Raw genomic sequence first — 21,615 nt, 5'->3', positions numbered from 1 at the left:
GGGAACGCAGCAGTTGGTGCGTAGCGCCGTGGTGCGAGAGCGTCCTTGCTCCCGCACCGGGCGAACCGTTGGGCCCACGTAATGGGCCGCGTGGGCACTAGATGTGGTAAATATCCACCACGTGGTGGATGTAGTCGTTTTTCAAAACGACCTTCTTGGCCATGATGACCGGCTGGGTGCCGGAGTAATCGATGGTGTAGTACGAGGTGCCGAAGTAGGTATCGACGTTCTGGTAGCGGTAGTACAGCGTGAACCAGTTGAAGCGAACATCAACCTTGTCACCGTCAACCGACACGATCTCCACGTTGGAGATGTTGTGCCCGGTGCGTGGCTCCGGCAGCGACGTGGCCGAGGAACGGTCGGTCTTGATACGGAAGACGCGGTCCTCGATGCCACCGCGGTTCGGGTAGAAGATCAGCGAGATCTCGCGCTGCGGGTCCTCGGTGAGCTTGTCGTCATCGGCCCAGGCCGGCATCCAGAAGGTGGCCTCGGGGTGGTAGCAGTCAATCCAGCGATCGAAGTCGCGGTCATCCAGGAAGCGTGCCTCGCGGAAGAGGAACTGCTTGATCTCTTCGATGCTGAGCTCACCGGCACCGGTGGTGACCGTGGTGAGGATGTCGTTAGTGGTTGCAGTCATGGTGGTTCCCCTGTTCGGTGGTGCCGGTGGTGGTGGATGCGGCCTCGGCGGCAACGGCCTGACGCATGGTGTTCAGCCAGTAACCGTGCTGGATCGGGTACAGGCCCTCGTCCTCGGTGCGGGCACCGGAGGAGATGGGCTCCAGGCCGATCTTCTTGGCGTTATCGTCGGCTCCGGTGATCTGGTGTGCCTGGCCGCGGGAGAGGTCGTTCCACTTGGCGGCGGTGGCCATGTAGGTCTTCTGGCAGGAACGGAATTCCTCCAGGTCATCCGGTGTGGCCATGCCCGAGGCGTTGAAGAAGTCCTCGTACTGGCGGATGCGGTTGGCGCGAGCCTCGTCGGATTCGCCGACCGGGGCGATGCAGTAGATGGTGACCTCGGTCTTGTCCACTGCCACCGGGCGGAAGACGCGGATCTGCGAGGAGAACTGATCCATCAGGTACACGTTCGGGTACAGGCAGAGGTTCCGCGAGACACCGATCATCCAGTCGGCCTTGGCCTCGCCGTGGGCGGCGACCAGCTCGTCGCGCTTTTCGGCCAGCGGGCGGTTGGCAGGGTCCAGCCATTCGGTCCAGAGCAGCAGGTGGCCGTTCTCGAAGGAGTAGTAGCCACCTTCCTGCTTGTCCCAGCCGCCGGCGTCCATGGTCTTGGTTTCGTTGGAGGATTCGCCGGAGGCACGGCGGGCCTGGGTGGCTGCGTAGTTCCAGTGGGTAGCCGAGACGTGGTAACCGTCGGCGCCGTTTTCGGCCTGAAGCTTCCAGTTGCCGTCGTAGGTGTAGGTGGAGGAGCCGCGCAGGACCTCAAGGCCGTCCGGGGACTGGTCCACGATCATGTCCATGATCTTGGTGGACTCGCCCAGGTGCTCGGTCAGCGGCTTTACATCGGCGTTCAGTGAGCCGAAGAGGAAACCGCGGTAAGACTCGAAACGAGCGACCTTGGTCAAGTCGTGCGAGCCGTCCTTGTTGAAGCCCTCCGGGTAGCCGGCGCCGCGGGAGTCCTTGACCTTGAGCAGCTTGCCGGAGTTGTTGAAGGTCCAGCCGTGGAATGGGCAGGTGAAGGTGGTGCGGTTATCCGTCTTGCGGCGGCAGAGCATGGCGCCACGGTGGCTGCACGCGTTGATGAGGGCGTTGAGCACGCCTTCCTTGTTGCGGGAGATCACGATCGGCTGGCGGCCGATGTTGGTCGTGAAGTAGTCGCCGATGTTGGGGATCTGGGACTCGTGGGCCAGGTAAATCCAGTTGCCCTCCCAGATGTGCTTCATCTCGAGTTCGAAAATCTCTTCGTCGGTGAAGATATTTCGGTTGGCGCGGAAGACGCCGGTCTCCGGGCTGTCAACGAGTGCATCATCAAGCAGGGTCGAGACGGTATCAAGTATTTCTGTCATGGAGTGCTCCATCCTTCGTAGGGGGCGCAAGCGCCCTGGTCCACCCGGTGGGTGGCGAAACCATGAGATACACCATGTCAGCATGTGCGTGACCTCACACTGGGTATATGCCTAGGGTTGACCTAGGGTCTATTCCATTGATTCCCTGGGCGTATCAATGGCACTTTTCTAGATATTTGTCAGAGGCCATTTGTCCCCGTAGCGTGGGCATTTCGACGGTTTTTTCCCTGCCGCAGGGCAGACCCGCGGCGAAAAACGTTGCCGTCTTCCCACCACCTGAAAGGCGGCCATCGGCGTGCCCAAGAGTCACCATGCGGAGGATCAGACCAAGCGGTCCGGGGTGCATCTTCCTGGGGTGCTTGGGGATGTTTCGATCAGTGCGATCTGTGCCGGATTTATCGCCGTCGCCGTTTCCTATGCCGGGCCGATGCTGGTCATCATTCAGGCCGCCCAACGGGCTGGGCTGAATGATGACCAAACTGCCTCATGGGTATGGGCGGTCTCGGTGGGCAGTGGAATTGTCGGTTTGGTGCTCAGCCTTTTTACTCGTCAACCCGTCGTGGTGGCCTGGTCGGTACCGGGCTCCGCCTTGTTGCTGACGGTGCTGGGGGACTATGAATTCTCCGACGCTATCGGTGCCTACATTGTGGCGGGCTTACTGGGCCTGGTGTTGAGCCTCAGTGGGCTCTTCGGACGGTTATTGGCGGCCGTTCCGCGCCCGATCTTGGCCGCGGTATTGGCCGGGGTCCTGCTGCCATTTGTCCTCAATGTCACCGGAGCGGTTCTGGCCTCCCCAGTGGTGGCCGGCGGTCTGGCGGTGGCATACTTTGTCGGCCGGCGCCTGTTCCCCAAATACGCGGTGCCCGGGGCCCTCGTGGTGGGTGTTGTGTTATCCGTGATCGCCGGGCAGGCCCAGAGCCCCGAGCTGTCATTGGCCGTGACGGTTCCGCTGTTCACCGTGCCCACGTTCTCGATTCAGGCGATCATGGGCATCTCGATCCCGTTGCTGATTGTGACCATGGCCGGACAAAACGGGCCGGGGCTGGTCATGATGCGTACCAGCGGTTATGCGCCCAATGACCGGCTGTTACTCACCGGAACCTGCGTGGCCAGCGTGATCTTTGCGCCGTTTGGATCCCATGCCATCAACCTCGCCGCCATTACCGCCGGTATCTGTTGCGGGCGGGAGGCTCACGAGGACCCGGCCAAGCGCTACATCGCGGGGGCTGCTGGGGGTGTGTTCTTCATTGGTTTTGGGCTGTTCAGTGCCACGATCCTTGACCTCTTTGCCGCGGTTCCCGGCGAGCTGATTACCGCCATGGCCGGGGTGGCGCTGCTCGGCGCCTTGCAGGGGTCGATGCTGGACATGCTCGATACCGGTTCGCACGGTCCCGCGGCCATTGAGGCTGCGGTAGTCACCCTGATTATCACCGCCTCGGGCATCGCGCCGCTGGGCATTGTCTCCCCGTTCTGGGGTGTGTTGGCGGGCACTGCTGTGTACCTGCTGCTGAGCGTGGGCCGGGGACGCCGCACAGTGAAAACCACTGCCGGGGACGCCGCACAGTGAAAACCACTGCTGGGAAGGTACCGGCGGTGGTTCCCACACCCTCGACAAGACGTCGATGAGCCGAAGTTCGTACTTTTGCCACTGAATCGTGGTGGTGCCGGGGTTCGGGGACGCTCCCACCTCGGATCTTGTCCTACGGTTGTACGCTGGGGATACCCAGCACGATAGCGAGGAACGTCATGGCAACGAAGCCACCGGTTATGTCGCCATCGGACCTGCCAGTTGCGTCGGTCCTGGACCGCGCCACGGGTCCACGGCGTGCTGAAGCCGAGGAACTACTTGCGCTCTTTGGTGAGATCAGCAACGAAAAGCCTGTTGTGTGGGCCGGGCGCATCATTGGATTCGGCGAATGCGCGTACCGCTATGAGAGCGGACATGGGGGAGTAGCTCCCTTGCTCGCCTTCGCCCCGGGGCCCAAACAGCACACCATCTACCTGGTCAATGATTTCTCCGAGCGCTGGCCCGAGTTACTCGCTCGGCTCGGCAAATACCGAGCCTCAAAGGTCTGCCTGTATCTCACACGGTTGACGGGAGTGGATCGTGGCGCGCTGCGCGAGCTACTGGAGCATTCGCTGGCCGCGACTTAATGGATCTGATCCCAGGGCCCAGAGCCTGAATTCAAGGCGGTGCCCGACCACGACAACGTGCTTCCCCATAGCTGCAGGGGCTTAGGCTGAGCGGCCGGGCACCATCGTTGGCGCTGCGGCGAGCAACGAACGCGTGTATTCGTGTTGCGGGTTGCTGAAAACCAACTCGGTGGCTCCCGATTCCATCACCGCACCGGCACGCATCACCACCACCTGATCGCTCATGTGCCGGATGACCGACAGATCGTGGGAGATCAAAAGGTAGCTCAGCCCCAGACGTTGCTGTAACTCATCCAGTAGGTCAAGGACCTGGGCCTGCACGGAAACGTCAAGGGCGGAAACCGGCTCATCACAGATCAGCACCCGGGGATTTGGAGCCAGGGCGCGGGCGATCGCCAGCCGCTGACGCTGCCCTCCGGAGAGCGTTGTGGGGTTCCGCGAAGCGAGCACCGGATCTAAGCCCACCATGTCCAGCAGCTCGGCGATCTTGTCCCGATAGTTGCGGGGATTGCGCGTGCTGCCCTGACTCAACGCGTCCGCCAACAACGCGCCGGTCGATAGTCGCGGGTCGAAGGAGGCCAGCGGATCCTGATAGATGGCGCCCAAGGAGGAGCGGCGTGCGCGGCGCTGAGCCTCGGGAATTGACGACCAGGGCTCACCAAAAAGTGTCACGGTTCCGCTATCCGGTGCCAACAGTCCCAGTGCCATGCGTGCCGTGGTGGTTTTGCCCGAACCCGATTCGCCCACCACTCCCAGCGTCTGCCCGGGGTGTAGCTCAAAGTCCACATGTGACACCGCAGGGAAGGAATCAGCCCCGGCAACGGCAAAGCTTTTGGACAGGCCCCGTGCGACTAATACCGGTGAGTGCTCTACGGAGGTCAGCTCCGGAGTCGCTTCCGGTGCGCGGAGAACCGGTGAGCTGTTGGCCGGGACTGCGGGGGATAGCTTGGTGAAGCGGGGCTTGCCGGCGGGAACTGCGGCCAACAGAGCCCGGGTATAGGGATGCTGCGGATCATAAAGAATCTGATCCCGGGAGCCATACTCCACGATGTGCCCGTCCTGCATCACCGCGATGGAATCGGCGACGGAAGCCACGGCCGCAAGGTCGTGACTAATCAAGAGCATGGCCGAGCCGGAGTTACGCAACGTACCCAACAGATCCAGCACCGCGGCGGCAATCGTTGCGTCTAACGCTGTGGTCGGCTCATCGGCAATGATCAACATCGGGTCAAGGGCAATCGCGGAGGCAATCAGGGCACGCTGGCGCATGCCTCCGGATAGTTCCCCGGAGCGTTGTCCGGCTCTGGTCACGGGGTCATCCAGACCCACCGATTCAAGCAGTTGAACAACACGTGCCGCCCGTTGTGACCCGGAACCCGTTGAATGCAGGCGCAGGGCATCATCAATTTCCTTGCCAACGAGCCGCAATGGATCCAGTGAGCTCAGCGCATCCTGCAGGATGAATCCAACCTGAGCGCCGCGAATCGTGCGCCAAGCGCGTTGGCTGAGTCCTCGAACATCTCGTCCACCGATTCCCAGACTCTCTGCGTGCACCGTGGACCCGGGACCCGCCAACCCGATGAGCGAACGCGCGGTGACAGATTTTCCAGACCCCGATTCACCCACCAACGCCAGACATTCGCCGGGGGTAAGCGTGAAAGAGACATCGGAGACGACTTCGGAATTGCCGAAGGCCACGGAGAGCTTTTTGACCTCAAGGATCGGAGTCGGATTGCTCATCGTTTGGCTCCTGGGCTGAGGGTACGGGAAAGCACGGTGGAGGCGGCTGCCACCAGCACGATCGCCAGACCGGGGAAGAACGTCATCCACCAGGCCAATGCCAAGTAGGTGCGACCGGCGGAGAGCATGGCTCCCCATTCGGGTGCCGGTGGTGGTGAGCCAAGTCCCAAGAAGCTCAGCGACGCAGCCCAGACGACCGCCTGGCCCAATCCCAAGGTGCCCAGCACAGCAATCGGGGCCAGTGCATTGGGCAGGATATGCGTGGTGAGGATACGCGCCGGGGAGCGGCCAAGCACCGTGGCGGCCTCCACCATGGGGGAGGAGCACAGCGCAATAATCTGCGCACGGATCATCCGCGCATAACCCGGTGCGGTGGTCAATCCCACCGCCACCACGGTGGTCCCCACTCCGGGTCCGGCCAACGCAATAAATACCAAGGCCAGCAACAATCCGGGCAGCGAAAACAGCACTTCGAGGATGCGTCCTACCCAGCTGTCCATCCAGCGTGAACCAAATCCGGCGATGGTGCCCAGCACCAGCGCCAGGAAAAGTCCGATGGCCGTGGCCGCGGCACCGATGAGCAGCGAGTCCCGGGAACCATGGATGATCCGTGAATAAATGTCACGCCCAGATTCGTCGGTGCCGAGCAGATGGCCGGCACCGGGGCCGGAAAACGCATCAACGGGGTTGATGGCCAGCGGATCAAAGGGGGCTAGTATTTGCGGTGCGATGGCCGAAAGGACAAAAAAGGCCAACACGGCTGCCGAAATGATCAGCGGCAGCCGGGCAACGATGCGCAGCATTCGGCCGCCACCCCTAGGCGCGCGGGGCGCCGGGCGTGGGGTGAGCAGGGGATCGCCCAGACTCAGTTGTGGTTTCGGGGTGCTCATGAAGCTTGGATTCTTGGGTCGGCGAGGCGTTCTGCGATATCCGAGAGAGCCATGATCACCACATAGGCGGCAGCCGAGATCAGCGCGACACCGGTGACTAGGGGAATGTCTCGGGCGGTGACAGCCGAGAGCAGGGAACGTCCCAGCCCGGGGCGGGCGAAGATGGATTCAACAACTACCGCACCGGAGAGCAGGGAACCAAAGGCCCAGCCGGAAAGCGCGATGCCCGGCAGTGCTGCGTGGCGCAGGGAATGGCGCAGCAGGACTCCGATCTCCGACTCACCTCGAGCTCGCGCCGAGAGGGCAAAGGCCGAGCGTTGGGCACGGGCCATGGTGTCGCGCATGACCTGACCCAAGAAACCAGCTAACGGTAGGGCCAAGGTGATCACCGGTAAAACTAGTCCTGCCGGCGTGCTGGTGCTCACCGGTGGGAGCCAGCCCAGTGCCGTGGCAAAGAGCATGATCAGCACACTGGCCAGCCAAAAATGCGGTACCGCGGCCGAAACGATCTCCAGCCCCGAGGCGATGGCCGTCCCCACCGCACCGCTGCGCGTGGAGATTACCGCTAATACCAACGCCAACGCCCAGGCCACCACCAGGGCGAGTACCGCAAGGACTAGGGTGGGCGGAATCAGCTCACCGAGTACCTCGGCCACCGGGGTCTTGAGCGAATAGGAGGTACCCATGTCCCCGGTGGCCAAGCGCCATAGTTGCGAGAAGTACTGAACGTAGAGCGGCTGATCCAGACCGTATTCGGCGCGCGCAGCAGCCAATGCCTCGGCCGAGGCTTGGGACCCTGGCCCGCCCATGATCGCTTCGGCAGGGTCTCCGGGAATCATGCGGATGCCAAAGAAGATCGCGGTGGCCACTGCCCACAACACGAAGATGCCCCCACCCAGCTTGCCCAGCACCCAGCGAGCGGTCCGCCCCAAAATCGGGGCTAACCGCTGGCGCGCGATGGTGGATGTACTCATGGATGGGGGTCCGTCTCCGCTAGCTGATTAGTTAGCCAGCCACGAATCAAAGAAGGTAGGAGTCGCTACGGCTGTGGTGGCTCCGACGTTGCGCAGCTTTTCCGAATAAAGGAAGTGGTTCTGCTGGTCATACAGCGGTAAGAGGTAGTACCCCTCGAGCACCTTCTTCTGAGCCTGCGAGTACAGATCCTTGCGTTCTGCCTCATCCTTGGTGGAACCGGCAGTGTCTAACAGCGCATCAAGGCTCGGGTCCTTGACCTGGGACAGGTTCGCAAAGTAGCCAGATGGTGCGGGAATCGTGGAGTCGGAGTGGAACAGCACGCTCAATACGCTCGGGCCAACCTTGGTATAGGGGGCCGAGACGAGGTTGTAGTCATTCTTGAACAATTCTCCGTACCAGCTGGAGAGGTCAAGCAGCTTGATCTTGACGTCAAAGCCCGATTCCTTGGCGGTAGCTTGTAATTGCTCAAAGAGTGATTGCTCGGCGGGGATCGACTGGCTGGTGCTGACCGGGAAGGTCAAAGTCAGACGAGTGCCGTCCTTAACGCGGTAGCCCTCGGCATCGCGTTCACTCCAGCCGGCCGCATCGAGGAGTTCGGAGGCCTTGGCGGGGTCATAAGCGAAGAGAGATTCCGCGGAGTAGGCCAGTGGTTCGGCGCTGGAGAGCGGGGAATAGGAACGTGGCGCGGTCCCGAAGAAGAGCGAATCGATGCTCGCATCCACGTTCACCGCATGGATGAAGGCCTCGCGGACCGATGCGTCGTTGAACGGGGCCTTGGAGGAGTTCAGCTCAATGCGGTTCGACGCTCCGGGACGCGGGGCATCCAAGTGCTTGATGGTCTGAGTTTTAGCCGCAGCGGCGATGGTGTCTGGCTGGGCGTTGTCGATAATCTGCACCTCGCCGGACTGCAATGCGGCGTAGCGGGTGGCTGCCTCGGGGATAAAGCGCCAAGTGATGGCGTCCAGGTAGGCTGCGCCATCATGTCCCTCGGTGGCCACCGGCTGGACGTAGTCGGCGTTGCGCACCAGATTAACCGCATCCTGTTTCTTCCAGGATTCAACCTTGAACGGACCGGTTCCCACCGGAGCTGCGCAGTTATCTTCCTGGCTGCGCTTCAGCGCGGTCGGAGATTCGATCGCAACCCAAGGCATTGAGAAGGATTCGAGCAACGAGCTATCGGGGGTCGAGAGCGTGAGTTCCAGCGTCGTGGTGTTAACGACCTTCATCGATGCGATCTTGCCCAAGGCAAGGAAACCGGTGGAAGAAGCTGTCTCTGGATCTAACAGATGCTCGAAGTTCGCTTTCACGGCGGCAGCGTCAAGCGCAGTGCCATCGGTGAAGCTGATTCCCTCACGGATCTTCAGGGTACGCAGCAGCCCATCTTCCGAGACGGTGGAGTCTTCGGCGAGCCATGGGATCAGCTGTCCGGAGGCGTCCTTGGTGTAAAGCGTCTCCAAATATTGAGAGGCGACCAATGCTTGGGGATAGTTGCCACCCACGTGCGGATCTAGGCAGGTGGGTTCGGCATCGCCGGAGGCGTAAACCAGGGTGCCGCCGGTGACCGGGGTGCCGGCTTCGCTGCCGGCTTCGCTGCCGGACTCGGGAGCCGGGGAAGCCGGGGCGCAGCCAGCGAGCACAAGCGCTGCGGCTACGGCCGCTGCGGCCGAGAATAGTCTGGTTGCCTTGGGGCGAACGTAATTCATGAACTTCTTCCTGCGAACCGATGAAGTGATGTTAGGAGTGGAATGCTCAGCCATTTGCCTCGTGACTAAGGATCACGATTCACACGGCGGCGACCACCGCAATCAACCATAGTCGCCGCGGCGGAATCGATGAAGCTACTTGTGCTTCGGCTCATACACCAGTGAAAATGATCAGATGCGCCAACGGGTGTGGCGCAACCCCGGATTGGGGTTCTGCCACACCCGTCTTGAGGTGCGAAGACGCATCGAGCGCCTGTGCGATCCTTAGGCGCTGGCGACCGTGAAGCGGCGGTGCTGGTGCGCCGGAGTCTCGATCTCATCCAATGCGGCAACGGCGAAGTCGCCGGTGCTCACGTGATCTCCGGCAGGGGAATCGTTGCCCAAGGCAATATTCCCAGTCGGCTCACCCGGTGCGATGACCGGTGCCGGTGCCAACATGGTCCAGTCAAGGCCCGAGGCCGAGGTGTAGAGGTCAAGGACCTCACCCATGGTGCGGGCCTCTGGCTTGTACTCCTCGGGGAAGCCCGGGATGTTGAAGAGACGGACGCCGTCAACCTCGGTTGCGCCGGCACCGCCGACGATAAATACGCGTGCAGGCACGAGGGTCTCGGAGATTGCCTCGTGGGCATCGATGAAAGGCTGGTGGGATTCACCGGTGCGCGATGGCGGAACCGAGAAGATAACCACATCATTTTCAGCGGCAAGGGCCCGGTATGCAGCGGCGTCCCCGAGCTGCGCGGCGGCGTTCGAGGATGCTCCGGCAACCTCGCGGCCGGTGCGGGAGACGGCTGTGACCTGGTGGCCACGCTTGGCGGCTTCGGTGACAAGCTGGCTACCGACCATTCCGGTGGCTCCGTATACGGCAATCTTCATGTTCTGCTCCTCTAATATCGCTGCGGTGCTTCGGTTCGAGTCGGCGGTTGCTTTCCTCGTTGTCACAATAGTATCCAATTGATATCGAGTACCTCAACGTAATATGGTTACCTCATGGATACTGAGCAGCGGGCCTTTGACGTCATGAGCCCGGACTGCCCCTCGCGCTCGATCATGCAGCGCATGGGGGACAAGTGGACGCCGTTGGTGTTCCTTGCCCTTGAAGCGGGACCCCGCAGGTTCTCAGCGCTACGGCAGGACATTGGCGGCGTCACACCCAAGGTTCTCACCCAAACCTTGCGCTCCCTAGAACGTGACGGGTTGTTGACCCGGACGATTTATCCCGAGGTGCCGCCGCGGGTGGAATATGAACTCACCGAACTCGGTGCCACCTTGCTGGGACCCCTTGAAATCGTTCGAGACTGGGCGCAGGGGCATGCGGAAAAGATCATTCGTGCCCGGCTCAATTACGACGAAATCAGCGAGGGTTAAGTCGTACCGAAAGATTCTTCACCCCGCGGGCAATCCGTCGGCACAGTGGTTCCGAATATCTGCTGTCAGCAACGCAGCGGCGTTGAAAATCGACAGGAACCCAAGGAGCCCACCATGGCCTCGACACACACGAACACACACCGTTCCCTAGTGCAATACGTTGCACTGGCCGTCGGCGCGGTATTTCTGCTGGTTGGTGTCCTGGGATTCATTCCCGGCATCACTAGCAATACCGAACACCTAGGGATGGCCGGACACCACTCCGGCTCAATGTTGCTTGGCATCTTCCAGGTCTCGGTCCTTCACAACGTTGTCCACCTACTCTTCGGTGTCCTTGGAGTCACCCTGTGGCGCAGCGCAGCAACGGCAAAGACCTTCTTGGTTGTCGGGGGTATTGTCTACCTGATCTTGGGCTTCTACGGAGTCTTCATTGACCAGGCCAGTGCCGCAAACTTCGTCCCTGTCAACACCGCAGATAACGTCCTGCACTTCGCGCTGGGCGTGGGCATGGCCGGACTCGGCCTGGCCTTGGGTAGGAACCTGACCCCGGCCCGCCGTATCGCCTAGGCATGGCCGCAGCAAAAAACTGAATCCGATCCCGGGAACCGCCGTACATTCACTTGGTGAAATGTGCGGCGGTTCTCGTTTGTCGCCAGTAAGGGCCAAGCGCCGCAACTAAGTCGTTGTTCCGTCGACGCCCCGGTATCGTCAATCGCAGCAGAACACGCCGCGTGAATCCCCGAGCGGTGCCCCGAACAAAGGAACCGCCAACATGCTGGCATTGGCTGCCGCCTCCCCGATCGTGGTGGCCATGACCCTGTTTCTGGCCCGAACAAAGGCCACCACGATGGCCGTCTATTCCTTGCTCACCGGTGTCCTCGTAGCCATCTTTTTCTTCCCCACTCCTGTTGGAGAGCTCCTGCGGGCTGGAGCCATGTTCGGCCCCACCATTCTTGAAGTGCTGCTTATCCTCTTCGGCGGCGTGCTGCTCTCGCGCATCACCGCCGAAACCGGAGCCATGGACCGTATCTCAGGCTGGCTGCGCCAAAGCGCCTCAAACCGACAAGCTGGAACCGTGCTGGTGATCTTCGGGCTGGTTCCCTTCGCCGAGTCGGTGACGGGGTTCGGAATCGGTGTCACCGTGGGCGTCCCGCTGCTGATGCAACTGGGGCATTCGGTGAAGCACTCGGCGATCCTGAGTCTGCTCGGACTCGTGGCCGTTCCCTGGGGAGCGCTGGGCCCGGGAACGCTGGTGGCAGCGGATTTGGCCGGACTTTCCCTCTTCGACGTGGGTGTCCGCTCCGCGCTGCTGACCCTGCCGGTGGTGCTCGGTGCGGGAATCGCCGCGTGGCTCGTGATGCGCGGGGAATCGCCCAAACCCGGTCGGCTGCTGGCGCACTTAGTGGGCGCCGCGGTGCTGCTCAACGCGGGAATCCTGGTCGCCAACTTGCTCATGGGCACCCCGCCGGCGGGCATCATCGGCTCGCTGCTGGTGTTGGCCGTGCACCTGTTGAGCTTCAAGATGGGCCGGTCGCTGGTGCCGGCCGGCCGCGCGGTCGCGGTGGCCTTGCTGCCCTACGCGGTGCTGACCGCGGGTCTGCTGGCGGCTCGCGCGCTCAGCTCTCCGATGGAAGCCTCCCTGCTCAAGCGCACACTCAGCAGCGGCGGGATCTGGCTGATAGTGGCCTGCCTTATCGCCCAATACGGTTCCACCTCCCTGGGCGGCGGAACCTCCGGCCTGCGCGCCCGCGCCTCCCTGGCCTACCGCAGCTGGGTTCCGGTGGGAATCGCCACCGGTGGATTCACCATTCTGGGCGCGCTGCTCGCGGCCACCGGCATGGGCCGGGAACTGGGGGCGGCGCTGGCAGGGATCGGTGCCGGCTATCTGGTCCTGGGGCCGGTCGTCAGCGGATTGGCTGGATTCATTTCCGGGTCCAACACCGCGGCAAACTCCATGCTGGCGGCAACGCAGGCGCAGGCGGCCACCTCCATGGGCTCATCGGTGCTGCAGCTCGTCGCGGTCTCCAACGTCACCGCGTCGATGGCCACCATGCTGGCGCCCTCGAGGATCCTGCTGGCCTACGAAATGGCGGTCATTCCCGTCGCCGCGGTCCCCGGCCCGGACGCGGCGTCGCCCACCGAGGGGGAGGTTACCGCATGGATTGCCCCGCGGCTCGGCATCCTCCTGGCCGTTGTCTGCACCCTGCTGGGACTAATCACCTGGGTGATCCACTAGCAGGTGACATGGGCCGCTCACCTACTCGTCCTCGGAGGATCCAAGGCGGCGGCGGGCGCTGAGCAATTGGACTTCCGGGCGTGCCGCGACGAGGCGCTCGATGCCGTCCAGTACCTCGATCACGTGCGCGGCGTCCGCCGCGACGAGTCCCGCCGCCAGCCCTGCGCGCCGGTGAAGGTCCTGGTTTCCGCTCTCCGCGACGGAGACCTCGAACCGATGCCTGATCTCGGCGAGTATCGGGCGCACCACGGTGCGCTTCGCCTTGAGTGAATGCACATCGCCCAGCAGCAGGTCGAACTCGATCCATCCAAACCACATGGATACATCATGCGCCACGCGTCGTCGGATGGCCCCGAAGGGCGGGATTTTTCTAGCGGACGCCGTTTTCGGCGATGGCCGCCGCCAGCACCGGGGCCAGACGCTTGACACCCTCGCGGATCTTTTCCTCGGGCACCGCGCTGAAGGCCAGGCGCAGCCGGTGGCTGGGCCCGTCGTGGGGGCTGAAGGCGGCCCCGGGAATGAACACCACGCCGGCCTCGATGCCCTTGGACAACAGCGAGTAGGTGTCGATTCCCTCCGGAAGCGTGACCCAGATGAAGAAGCCTCCCTCGGGCCGGGTGTAGCTCACGGCCTCCGGCATGTACTCATCCAGGGCTTCGAGCATCGCCTCGCAACGCGCGGCATAGAGTTCCCGGTAGGTCTGGATCTGCCCGCGCCAGTCATGTTCGTCAAGGTACTTACTGATCAACATCTGGTTGAACGTTGCCGGGCACAGCGTGACGGCCTCGGCGGCGAGGTAGAAGCGGCGGAAGAAGTGTGCGGGCACCACCGCCCAGCCGATGCGCAGGCCGGGGGCCAGGATCTTGGAGAACGATCCCATGTAGATGACGTGCTCGGGGTAATCGGCGCGCAGCGGCCTGATCGCTTCCCCGGCGTAGCGCAGCATGCCGTACGGGTTGTCCTCCAAGATGAGGATGTTCTCGACGATGCAGATCTCGGCGATCTCCGCTCGGCGCTCGGCGGCCAGGGTGATGCCCGAGGGGTTGTTGAAGTTGGGGATCGTGTAGAGGAACTTGATCCGCGCGCCGGCCTGCCGCAATTCGCCGATGCGAAGACGCAGCGCCGAGGGGATTAATCCATGCTCGTCGGTGGGGATGGGCTCGGCTTTAACCTGATAGGCCTCAAAGGTGTTTAGCGCGCCCACATAGGTGGGGTCCTCACACAGCACGGTGTCCCCGGGGTCGCAGAAAACCTTGCAGGCGACGTCCTGTGCGGCTTGTGACCCGGTGGTGATCACAATGTTATCTGGGTCGACCTCGGTGATCCCTTCTTCGGCCATCACCTCGCAGATCTGCGCTCGCAGAGTGGAGGTGCCTTGGCCGCTGCCGTATTGCAGAGCCGTCATGCCTTCCTCGCGGATCAGATCGGAGGCCATGGCCCCGAGCTTTTCTAGGGGCAGTGACTGCAGGTACGGGTTGCCTCCGGCCAGCGAGACCAGGGACGGGTCCAGCGAAAGTTCAAAGACATCGCGCACCGCGGATTGCTTGATGTGCGAGGCCCTCTCGGAGAAGAGCGCCGCATGAGGTGCGGCGCGATCGAGGTCTGCTTCGGTTTGGTTACCAGTGGCTGAATCTGCAAGGTGGGTCACACCGCTACTTTAGCAACGCCTGTTGCCTATGAGTCAACAAGTAATCACTTTCCGCTCAGTCGGAAGGCAATTTCTTTGCCGTTGACGAGGATCTTCGCCTGAGGGACATCGGCCGCCATCATCGCGGTGTATTCAAGTTGAGCGATGATTCGCGGATTGTCGCAAATGCCGCCCGAGCGTAACTCCCCGGTCAGCTCGACTGTCACGGTGCCGCTAGATACCGAAGATGAAACATAGCTCAGATTGGAATCTGCCAAGGAATTAACGAGTCCGGACTGCCCAAGGTGTGCGTCCTTGGTATCCAAGAGGCTGCTGATGGCCGCTTCGACCCGATCGGTGTAAATCACCAGACCGGTTGTTGTCGCCACAATGCTATCGCCGCAACCAATCATTGGCCCGGAGGTGCCCTGATCGTTGATGGCCACGTAGAAGGTGCTCAGCGTTGACGTTGTTGTTGAAGGTGGGGCGGGCTGCGGAGGCGTTATTGGGGGCGCCGATGACACGCTGCTGGCCGGGGCCTGGGTGGTCTTTGGTGCCGTGGGCGTTTTCGCGGGATCCGGAGTTGAAGGTGTTGGTGAGGGGGCGGTTGTCAGTGGCGTCGAAGGTGCAGTTGTTGTCGCAGGTGCCGGTGAAGTTCTGCTGCTCGGGGCCTCGTCCACGGGCGTGTCGGTGACGGGCGTTGGCTTCGAAGGGGGTGGAGTCCTCGGTGCTGCCGGGGCAGTCGTTGTTTTCGGTGAGGGCACAGTTTTGCTCGGGGTGCTGCTTGACTCGGGGCTCGGTGTAAGAGTGCTGCTTGGCCTCGAGCTCGTTGTTGTCATAGGTTCGACAGCGGGTTCGGCCGCGCACCCGGACAGCGTCAATAAGAGACAGGCTGCGCCAATGCCGGAAGGACCGAACCGGGTCCATCGCAAGCGGATCATCGCGGCACCCCTCTCGACCGACGATCGTGTGCAACATGCGCTGCAGCTACTTCCACGATAGGAAGGTCTCGAGTGCCAAATCCAGCACGAGTATGTTGCGGTTGTATCTACTCCGGACCGTCGCTCGGCTGCTCGCTGCGACTGTCAAGCCATGCCTGAACGGAAGCCGGTCGGATCCTGCGGTGGGTGCCCCGGTACTCCACGGGAATGATGCCCGAATCGGTGAGTTTGCGCAGGTAGCTGGGGGAGATTCCGGCCATCGTGGCGGCCTGAGAGGTATTCAATAACGATTCCATGGTGCTCACGCTCACCTCATCACCCCGTGCCATGCGCGAGAGTACCTCGATGAGCGCCGCGTGAGCCACCGCGGGAAGCTGCAGCGTGGTTCCGTTGACAAAAATCGTGGTGTCCGCGGAATCTTCTAGGGCCGCGGCGAGCCGCTCAGCTGCCTTGGATTCCAGTGCAGGGAAGGTGCGGACCTTACTCAGGGAGGAGGTGGGAGACGCCATAAATACATCGTAACCTTCGCGCGGGCAGTTGCTTTCAACTCTGCTCGCACCAGTAATTAGGGTTACCTTCTGATGTTAGGATCAATAACGAAAGACTACACTTACCGAATTAGGTTTCTCATGGCATCAGCATCCCTGGCCATCATGGCCGAACGTCGGGCGCCGGAAGACGCTGCGCCGACGTGTTCAGATATCTCCTGCCCCAGTTTTTACCGGGTGCACACCAGCCTCATCTCCACGCCGTCCGGCCAAGCATGGGAGTCGCATTGGCACCAAAACTTTCACGAGGTGTTGTGGGGCAGTCGCGGTGTGCTGACGGTGGAAACCGCGCGAGGGGTGTTCATGGTTCCGCCCGGCCTGGGACTCCTGGTGCCCGCGGGCGAGGAACATGCGGTTCTGGCCGGACCCCGCGCCGAATTTCGCTGCACCTTCTTCCATACCCAGCTGGGTGCCGCACCGGGTGACGGTCCCGGCGCCATTGCCATGCCAACGGTCCTGCAGGAATTGCTCCTGCATTTTGAGCGCAACGATGCCGATCTATCGCTTCGGCGTGACAGTGAAAGTGTTGCGTTCCGCATGCTCCGCCCGAGAGATCTCCGTGTCATGGGTATCGTGCTGCCGCAGGATGATCGATTGCGCACCGTTGCCCGGGGCATCCTCGACGACCCGGCCGAGGACTGCACGCTTGAACTCTGGGGCTTCCGCGTGGGAGCGAGTCCGCGCAATTTGTCGCGCCTCTTCATCCGGGAAACAGACATGACGTTTGCGCAGTGGCGCCTGCAAGCCAGGCTGCGCATCGCCTTGGGCTTGCTACTTGAAGGACTGCCCGTCGGGCGGGTCGCCCGGAGAGTTGGCTATCTTTCGGTAAGCGCTTTTGTGGCGGCATTCCGCAAGGAAATGGGCCAGACACCCGGTGCCGTCCAGGGGGAACTGCTCGAAGCTTAGCGCGGCGCGGCCCGCTCCGCCCGAGTCTGTCGCGTGCGCGCCATTGACTGTCCGATTTGCGGCATGGAGGCAAATTAGTCTGGAAATGCAAGATAGGTAACCCTAACTTCCCGTCAGGATCATTGATAGGTCGGGGTTGCCGAATGATGTACTTCCACTCCACTCGCAGAATCGGATTCCCATGAAAACCATGTCGCCCAAGCACCTCAGCGTTGTTGCTGCCCTCGGGGCCTCACTCCTGCTCTCCTCGTGTGCCTCCGGGGCCAGCGCCACGGCAGAACCACCGGCCGAGGCCCAAGTTATCAGCATCAGCAATGAGTACGGAACGGCCGAAATTCCGGCAACACCCGAGCGGGCTCTGGGCTTCTACACGACCGACACGGACATCCTGATCACCCTCGGCATCACGCTGGCCGACCAGCAGCCGATCCGCGGGGATTCGGGCTTTACCACCTTCCCCGATTTCTTCCCCCAGGAAGCCTTGGCCAATGTGACACCGTTCGCGAACTACCCGGAATTCAACTACGAGAAAGTTCTCGAAGCTAACCCCGACTTCATTCTCAGCGGGCTAGCCTATGACACCGAGATCCCCAAGAAGCTGAACCCGATCGCGCCAACCTACAACTACAACGGCTTTGACGGCGAAGACTGGCGTGTGCACTTCAAGAAGACCGCCGAGACACTGCACCGAACCGAGCAGTACCAGGCCTGGATGGACAAGTACCAGGCTCGCGTCGATGAGATCAAGGCAAGGATCAAGGAAGCGGGGATCGAACCCGTGGTCGCCAACATGTCCTTCTACGACGGCAAGATCGGAGTGGACTGCTACGGCATCGCCTGCCTAGTCTTTGACGACCTCGGCCTGAAGATCACCCCGTTGGCCCGCGACAACGGCGGCGACGGCACCCAGCTGAGCCTCGAACAGCTCGACAAGCTCAAGGACATCGACGAGGTGTTCACCAGCGTCGGGGTCGGCGAGGACCGCTCGCTGCTGCAGACCTCGGACCAGCTCAACGCCAGCACCGTCTGGAAAGGCCTGCAGTTTGTGAAGGACGACCAGATCCACAGCTTCAACATGGAAATGGTCTACGGCTCGCCCAGCGGCCACATGGCTCTGCTCAACGAGGTCGAAAAGGCACTGCTCCCATGAGCGCGGCAACCGTGAAGACCGGAAAATTGCCCAACCGCATCTACCGAGCAGTGGTGATCCGCACCGAACGCCTGACCGAGGGCATGATGCGCATCGTGCTGGGCGGTGAGGACCTGGCCGCGTTCATCTCCACGGGCATCGGCGACGAATACATCCGCCTCTTTTTGCCCGAGCGCGGCCAAGACGTTCCGGTATACCCGCACCCGGAGGGCGACTACTGGGAATACGCACCCGAGCAGGTCGCTGGCCCCATGCGCACCTACACGATCCGCGCCGTCGACCCGGAAGCTGGCGAAATTAGTGTCGACTTCGTGGTGCACCCCGGCGGTATCGCCGCTGACTGGGCGCTTTCGGTCCGGCCCGGGTCTCAGGTCGGTTTCAATACCCCCACTGGACTCTATGAGCTGCCTGCCGATGCCACCTGGCAGGTCCTGCTGGCCGACGCCACGGGACTGCCCGCGGCAGCCCGCCTGTTGGAGAACACCCCGGCCGGCATCCACACCACCGCCATTCTGGAGGTCTCGGGCCCAGCCCACGAACAGGCGCTGGAACTGGGCGAGGACACCCAGCTGCGCTGGCTCCACGGAGGCAATGGGGATTCGCCCAGCCGCCTCGCCCAGGTGTTGCGCGAGCTCGACTTGCCGGAGGGTCCAGGCTACGTCTGGGTCGCCGGCGAGGCCCGGGTGACCCGCGAAGCACGCAAGTACCTGCGCAAGGAACGCTCACTGCCCGTGACCCACTTCAAGGTGGTCGGGTACTGGACCGACAAGGCCGAGGAATGGAACGAACGCTACGAGGCTCTAGGGGAGGACTTCAAGAAGTGGCTCGATGAACTGTGGTCCACCGACCTGGACCCGGAGCTCATCCAGGATGAAGTCGCAGATGCCTTCGACGCCCACGGTCTCTAAGGCCGCTCTGCCGTCCGGGGAAGGGGTACCGGAGGCCGCACCGGGGCTGATGCGCGTGAACTCGCGCCGCATCGCCGGTGCGGTGGCCGCCCTAGTATTGCTGGTGCTCATCATGACTGCGAGCCTGCTGCTGGGTGCACGCGAGGTCAATCCGATGATCATCATCGAGGCGCTGACCGGGGCGGGGACCGGTCCCGACCACGCTGCCATCATCGACTTCCGGGCCCCGCGCACCCTGGCCGGGCTGCTGGTGGGCATTGCGCTGGGCATCTCCGGTGCGCTTATCCAGGCGCTGACCCGCAACCCGCTGGCCGACCCGGGCATTCTGGGCGTCAATTCCGGTGCCGCTTTCGCCGTGGTCATGGGAGTGGCGTTCTTCGGTGCCCGGGAAATGGGCCAGTTCGTCTTCTACTCCTTCGCCGGCGCCCTGCTGGCAGTCACGGTCGTCTATTTCCTGGGTTCCCGCGGCCGCTCCGGGGGAACCCCGATCAAGCTCACGCTGGCCGGCATCGCCTTCGGGGCGGTGCTCTCCGGGATCACTCAGGGATTTGTCCTGCTTGATGAATCCACGTTTAATGCCATGCGCTTCTGGGGTGCCGGATCGCTGGCCGCAACCCCGTCCGGCGCATTGGGCTGGCTCAGCGGCACCGTGCTGATCGGCGTACTGATCGCGCTACTGATATCCCGGTCGCTGAATGCCACGGCGCTGGGAGATGATCAGGCCGCGGCCATGGGCGCACACCTGGGCCGCACCCGCGTGTTGGTCGTCATCGCCGTCACGCTCTTGTGCGGGGCGGCGACGGCCGCCGCCGGGCCCATCGGATTCATCGGCTTGATGGTCCCACACATCGCCCGGTGGATCAGCGGTCCGGACCAACGCTGGATCTTGCTCTACACGATCCTGCTGGCCCCGTCCCTGCTGGTTGGCTCCGACATCGTTGGCCGGCTCATTATCCGCCCGGACGAGCTGCAGGTCGGCATTGTCACCGCATTCGTCGGTGCCCCGGTGCTCATCTGGCTGGTGCGGCGGAAGTCCGCAAGCACCCTGTGAAAAGAGAAGACACGCTCATGCCCACCTTTCTGGCGGCGAAGCCCGCAGCACACGAAGAACCCGCAGCACCGCAGAGCCCCTCGGGGGTTCTGGCCCCCGCGGGCCCTTCCCCCATCAATTTCGGGGAACGCGTCTGGCGGCTGCGGGCCGGGGACAGCGGCCCCTCCCTGCTGCTGCGCGCTCGCCCCGCACTGACTGGCGCGGTCGCAGTGGCGCTTATTGGTGCCCTGGCCGTGGCCGGGATGGCCATGGGCAGCTTCACCCTCACCCCAGCCGAGGTCCTTCAGGCGCTTTTGGGACAGGGCACGGCGAAGACCGAACTGGTGGTCATCTCCTGGCGCCTGCCGCGGGTGCTCATGGCGATCGTGATCGGCGGGGCGCTGGGCATCAGCGGCGCGATCTTCCAGTCGCTGACCCGCAACCCGCTGGGCAGCCCCGACATCATCGGCTTTAATGCCGGAGCCTATACCGGTGCGCTGATCTCCATGCTGCTGCTGGGCGGCGGATTTCTTTCCACCACCATCGGCGCGTTTGCCGGTGGCCTGGCCACCGCGGCGGTGGTCTACCTGCTGGCATTCAAGCGCGGCATCCACGGCTTTAGGCTGATCATCGTCGGCATTGGCATCAGCGCGATGCTCGGCTCCATCAACACCTGGATGATCATCAAGGCGGACCTGCAACTGGCCCTCATGGCGGCGATCTGGGGGTCCGGCTCGCTGAATACCGCCGGCTGGGAGCGCGCGGTTCCGCTGCTGCTCATTGCCGTGGCCCTGGTGCCGGCGCTGATGCTGTTGTCTAGGCCGCTGCAGGGTCTGGAAATGGGGGATGACGCCGCCGCGGCGCAGGGCATTAGTACCGAGGGCGCCAAGCTGTGGCTGCTGGTGATCGGCGTGTGCCTGACCGCGATCTGCACCGCCGCCGCCGGACCCATCTCCTTCGTTGCGCTGGCGGCCCCGCAGATCGCCCGGCGCATGACCGCCAGTGGGCGGGTGTCCATGGTCTCAGCAGCCGTCTTTGGCGCCCTGTTGCTGCTGGCCAGTGATCTGCTGGCCCAGCACGCCCTGGCCCCGATCCAGCTGCCGGTCGGCGTGGTCACCGTGAGCCTCGGCGGGATCTACCTGATGTTCTTGCTCTTCCGCGAGGCCAAGCGCAGCTAGCGAGAACCGCTGCAGCCCCGGGTGCACGAGGCTGCAAGAAGCGTGCTGGGCCGCCAACATGGAGAAGATCTCTATGCACGCGCTGGGGTTCGACCAGCCACAGGAGACCGCCGTGTCGATCATCGAAACCCCGTCGGCCAGCATCGGTCATCGGAGGGCTCGGGCCAGTGCAGCGGCTGTTCCGACGCAGAGACCTAGTCTTCGATGAACACCTCTCGGAGGCGTTGGCGAGCATCCGGCGAG

Annotated in this window: 22 protein-coding genes; 11 read left to right on the top strand and 11 right to left on the bottom strand. The window is 62.8% G+C overall.

Annotated elements, in window-relative coordinates; genetic code table 11:
• Positions 1-97: 97 nt before the first annotated feature.
• Together benB and benA are read right to left on the bottom strand one after the other, a co-directional pair.
• Positions 98-637: a benzoate 1,2-dioxygenase small subunit gene (benB, locus tag KUF55_RS15615; protein ID WP_218817198.1), complete on the bottom strand. Its 540-nt coding sequence runs from the start codon at positions 635-637 to the stop codon at positions 98-100.
• Complete coding sequence (gene benA, locus KUF55_RS15610; protein WP_168150571.1) at positions 621-2,021, bottom strand: benzoate 1,2-dioxygenase large subunit; 1,401 nt, start codon at positions 2,019-2,021, stop codon at positions 621-623. Before benA ends, benB begins: the two co-directional genes overlap by 17 nt.
• Before the next feature lie 295 nt (positions 2,022-2,316).
• Between benA and KUF55_RS15605 the strand changes: the two genes are divergently transcribed.
• Entirely contained in the window at positions 2,317-3,588 is a 1,272-nt protein-coding gene (locus KUF55_RS15605) for a benzoate/H(+) symporter BenE family transporter (protein ID WP_255557103.1), read from the top strand.
• Between the two features lie 179 nt (positions 3,589-3,767).
• Positions 3,768-4,175 (top strand): DUF1801 domain-containing protein, encoded by a 408-nt coding sequence (locus tag KUF55_RS15600; protein ID WP_218817197.1) that lies wholly within the window; start codon positions 3,768-3,770, stop codon positions 4,173-4,175.
• A gap of 81 nt (positions 4,176-4,256) precedes the next feature.
• Here KUF55_RS15600 and KUF55_RS15595 read toward each other — a convergent pair whose 3' ends face one another.
• From KUF55_RS15595 to KUF55_RS15575, 5 genes are all read right to left on the bottom strand, one after another.
• Positions 4,257-5,915, bottom strand: a complete 1,659-nt coding sequence (locus KUF55_RS15595; protein ID WP_218817196.1) for an ABC transporter ATP-binding protein — start codon at positions 5,913-5,915, stop codon at positions 4,257-4,259.
• Complete coding sequence (locus tag KUF55_RS15590) at positions 5,912-6,805, bottom strand: ABC transporter permease (protein WP_218817195.1); 894 nt, start codon at positions 6,803-6,805, stop codon at positions 5,912-5,914. The genes KUF55_RS15595 and KUF55_RS15590 overlap by 4 nt, the downstream gene beginning before the upstream one ends.
• Positions 6,802-7,779 carry an ABC transporter permease gene (locus KUF55_RS15585; protein ID WP_218817194.1) on the bottom strand — a complete coding sequence of 326 codons (978 nt, stop codon included), beginning with the start codon at positions 7,777-7,779 and terminating at the stop codon, positions 6,802-6,804. Before KUF55_RS15585 ends, KUF55_RS15590 begins: the two co-directional genes overlap by 4 nt.
• A 27-nt stretch (positions 7,780-7,806) precedes the next feature.
• Positions 7,807-9,483, bottom strand: coding sequence for an ABC transporter substrate-binding protein (locus KUF55_RS15580; RefSeq protein ID WP_218817193.1), 1,677 nt, complete (start codon positions 9,481-9,483; stop codon positions 7,807-7,809).
• A 264-nt stretch (positions 9,484-9,747) separates the two neighbouring features.
• Positions 9,748-10,356, bottom strand: a complete 609-nt coding sequence (locus KUF55_RS15575; protein ID WP_218817192.1) for an NAD(P)-dependent oxidoreductase — start codon at positions 10,354-10,356, stop codon at positions 9,748-9,750.
• A gap of 114 nt (positions 10,357-10,470) precedes the next feature.
• Here KUF55_RS15575 and KUF55_RS15570 point away from each other — a divergent pair, with 114 nt between their 5' ends.
• The 3 genes from KUF55_RS15570 (at position 10,471) to KUF55_RS15560 (ending at position 13,084) form a co-directional block, all read left to right on the top strand.
• A complete protein-coding gene (locus tag KUF55_RS15570; RefSeq protein ID WP_218817191.1) occupies positions 10,471-10,848 on the top strand; it encodes a helix-turn-helix domain-containing protein in 378 nt (125 codons plus the stop codon).
• Positions 10,849-10,962: 114 nt separating this feature from the next.
• On the top strand, positions 10,963-11,415 hold the full coding sequence (locus tag KUF55_RS15565; RefSeq protein WP_168150563.1) for a DUF4383 domain-containing protein: 453 nt from the start codon (positions 10,963-10,965) through the stop codon (positions 11,413-11,415).
• Positions 11,416-11,620: 205 nt separating this feature from the next.
• The gene (locus KUF55_RS15560) at positions 11,621-13,084 is read left to right on the top strand and encodes an L-lactate permease (RefSeq protein WP_218817190.1); all 1,464 of its coding nucleotides are present in this window, start codon (positions 11,621-11,623) and stop codon (positions 13,082-13,084) included.
• 21 nt (positions 13,085-13,105) lie between these two features.
• Here KUF55_RS15560 and KUF55_RS15555 read toward each other — a convergent pair whose 3' ends face one another.
• The 3 genes from KUF55_RS15555 to KUF55_RS15545 are packed head-to-tail and all read right to left on the bottom strand — an operon-like array spanning position 13,106 to position 15,157.
• On the bottom strand, positions 13,106-13,402 hold the full coding sequence (locus tag KUF55_RS15555; protein WP_218817189.1) for a DUF503 domain-containing protein: 297 nt from the start codon (positions 13,400-13,402) through the stop codon (positions 13,106-13,108).
• 52 nt (positions 13,403-13,454) lie between these two features.
• Entirely contained in the window at positions 13,455-14,732 is a 1,278-nt protein-coding gene (locus tag KUF55_RS15550) for a PLP-dependent aminotransferase family protein (protein WP_218817188.1), read from the bottom strand.
• Between the two features lie 44 nt (positions 14,733-14,776).
• Positions 14,777-15,157 (bottom strand): GerMN domain-containing protein, encoded by a 381-nt coding sequence (locus KUF55_RS15545; RefSeq protein WP_255557101.1) that lies wholly within the window; start codon positions 15,155-15,157, stop codon positions 14,777-14,779.
• Positions 15,158-15,164: 7 nt separating this feature from the next.
• On the opposite strand from KUF55_RS15545, the gene KUF55_RS15540 reads away from it, so the two are divergent.
• The gene (locus KUF55_RS15540) at positions 15,165-15,713 is read left to right on the top strand and encodes a hypothetical protein (protein ID WP_218817187.1); all 549 of its coding nucleotides are present in this window, start codon (positions 15,165-15,167) and stop codon (positions 15,711-15,713) included.
• A gap of 46 nt (positions 15,714-15,759) precedes the next feature.
• On the opposite strand, the gene KUF55_RS15535 is transcribed toward KUF55_RS15540, so the two are convergent.
• Positions 15,760-16,161, bottom strand: coding sequence for a helix-turn-helix domain-containing protein (locus tag KUF55_RS15535; RefSeq protein WP_218817186.1), 402 nt, complete (start codon positions 16,159-16,161; stop codon positions 15,760-15,762).
• Positions 16,162-16,281: 120 nt separating this feature from the next.
• On the opposite strand from KUF55_RS15535, the gene KUF55_RS15530 reads away from it, so the two are divergent.
• From KUF55_RS15530 to KUF55_RS15510, 5 genes are all read left to right on the top strand, one after another.
• On the top strand, positions 16,282-17,106 hold the full coding sequence (locus tag KUF55_RS15530; protein ID WP_168150557.1) for an AraC family transcriptional regulator: 825 nt from the start codon (positions 16,282-16,284) through the stop codon (positions 17,104-17,106).
• 181 nt (positions 17,107-17,287) lie between these two features.
• Positions 17,288-18,256 (top strand): ABC transporter substrate-binding protein, encoded by a 969-nt coding sequence (locus KUF55_RS15525; protein ID WP_245325608.1) that lies wholly within the window; start codon positions 17,288-17,290, stop codon positions 18,254-18,256.
• Entirely contained in the window at positions 18,253-19,164 is a 912-nt protein-coding gene (locus KUF55_RS15520; protein WP_168150556.1) for a siderophore-interacting protein, read from the top strand. Before KUF55_RS15525 ends, KUF55_RS15520 begins: the two co-directional genes overlap by 4 nt.
• Positions 19,139-20,215 carry an iron chelate uptake ABC transporter family permease subunit gene (locus KUF55_RS15515; protein ID WP_255557100.1) on the top strand — a complete coding sequence of 359 codons (1,077 nt, stop codon included), beginning with the start codon at positions 19,139-19,141 and terminating at the stop codon, positions 20,213-20,215. The genes KUF55_RS15520 and KUF55_RS15515 overlap by 26 nt, the downstream gene beginning before the upstream one ends.
• 17 nt (positions 20,216-20,232) lie before the next feature.
• The gene (locus KUF55_RS15510; RefSeq protein WP_218817184.1) at positions 20,233-21,372 is read left to right on the top strand and encodes an iron chelate uptake ABC transporter family permease subunit; all 1,140 of its coding nucleotides are present in this window, start codon (positions 20,233-20,235) and stop codon (positions 21,370-21,372) included.
• Positions 21,373-21,615 lie beyond the last annotated feature (243 nt).

Origin of the sequence: Paeniglutamicibacter sp. Y32M11 (genome assembly GCF_019285735.1) — a bacterium.
Classification (GTDB): Bacteria; Actinomycetota; Actinomycetes; order Actinomycetales; family Micrococcaceae; genus Paeniglutamicibacter.
This window is presented reverse-complemented; position numbering and strand designations above follow the sequence as displayed.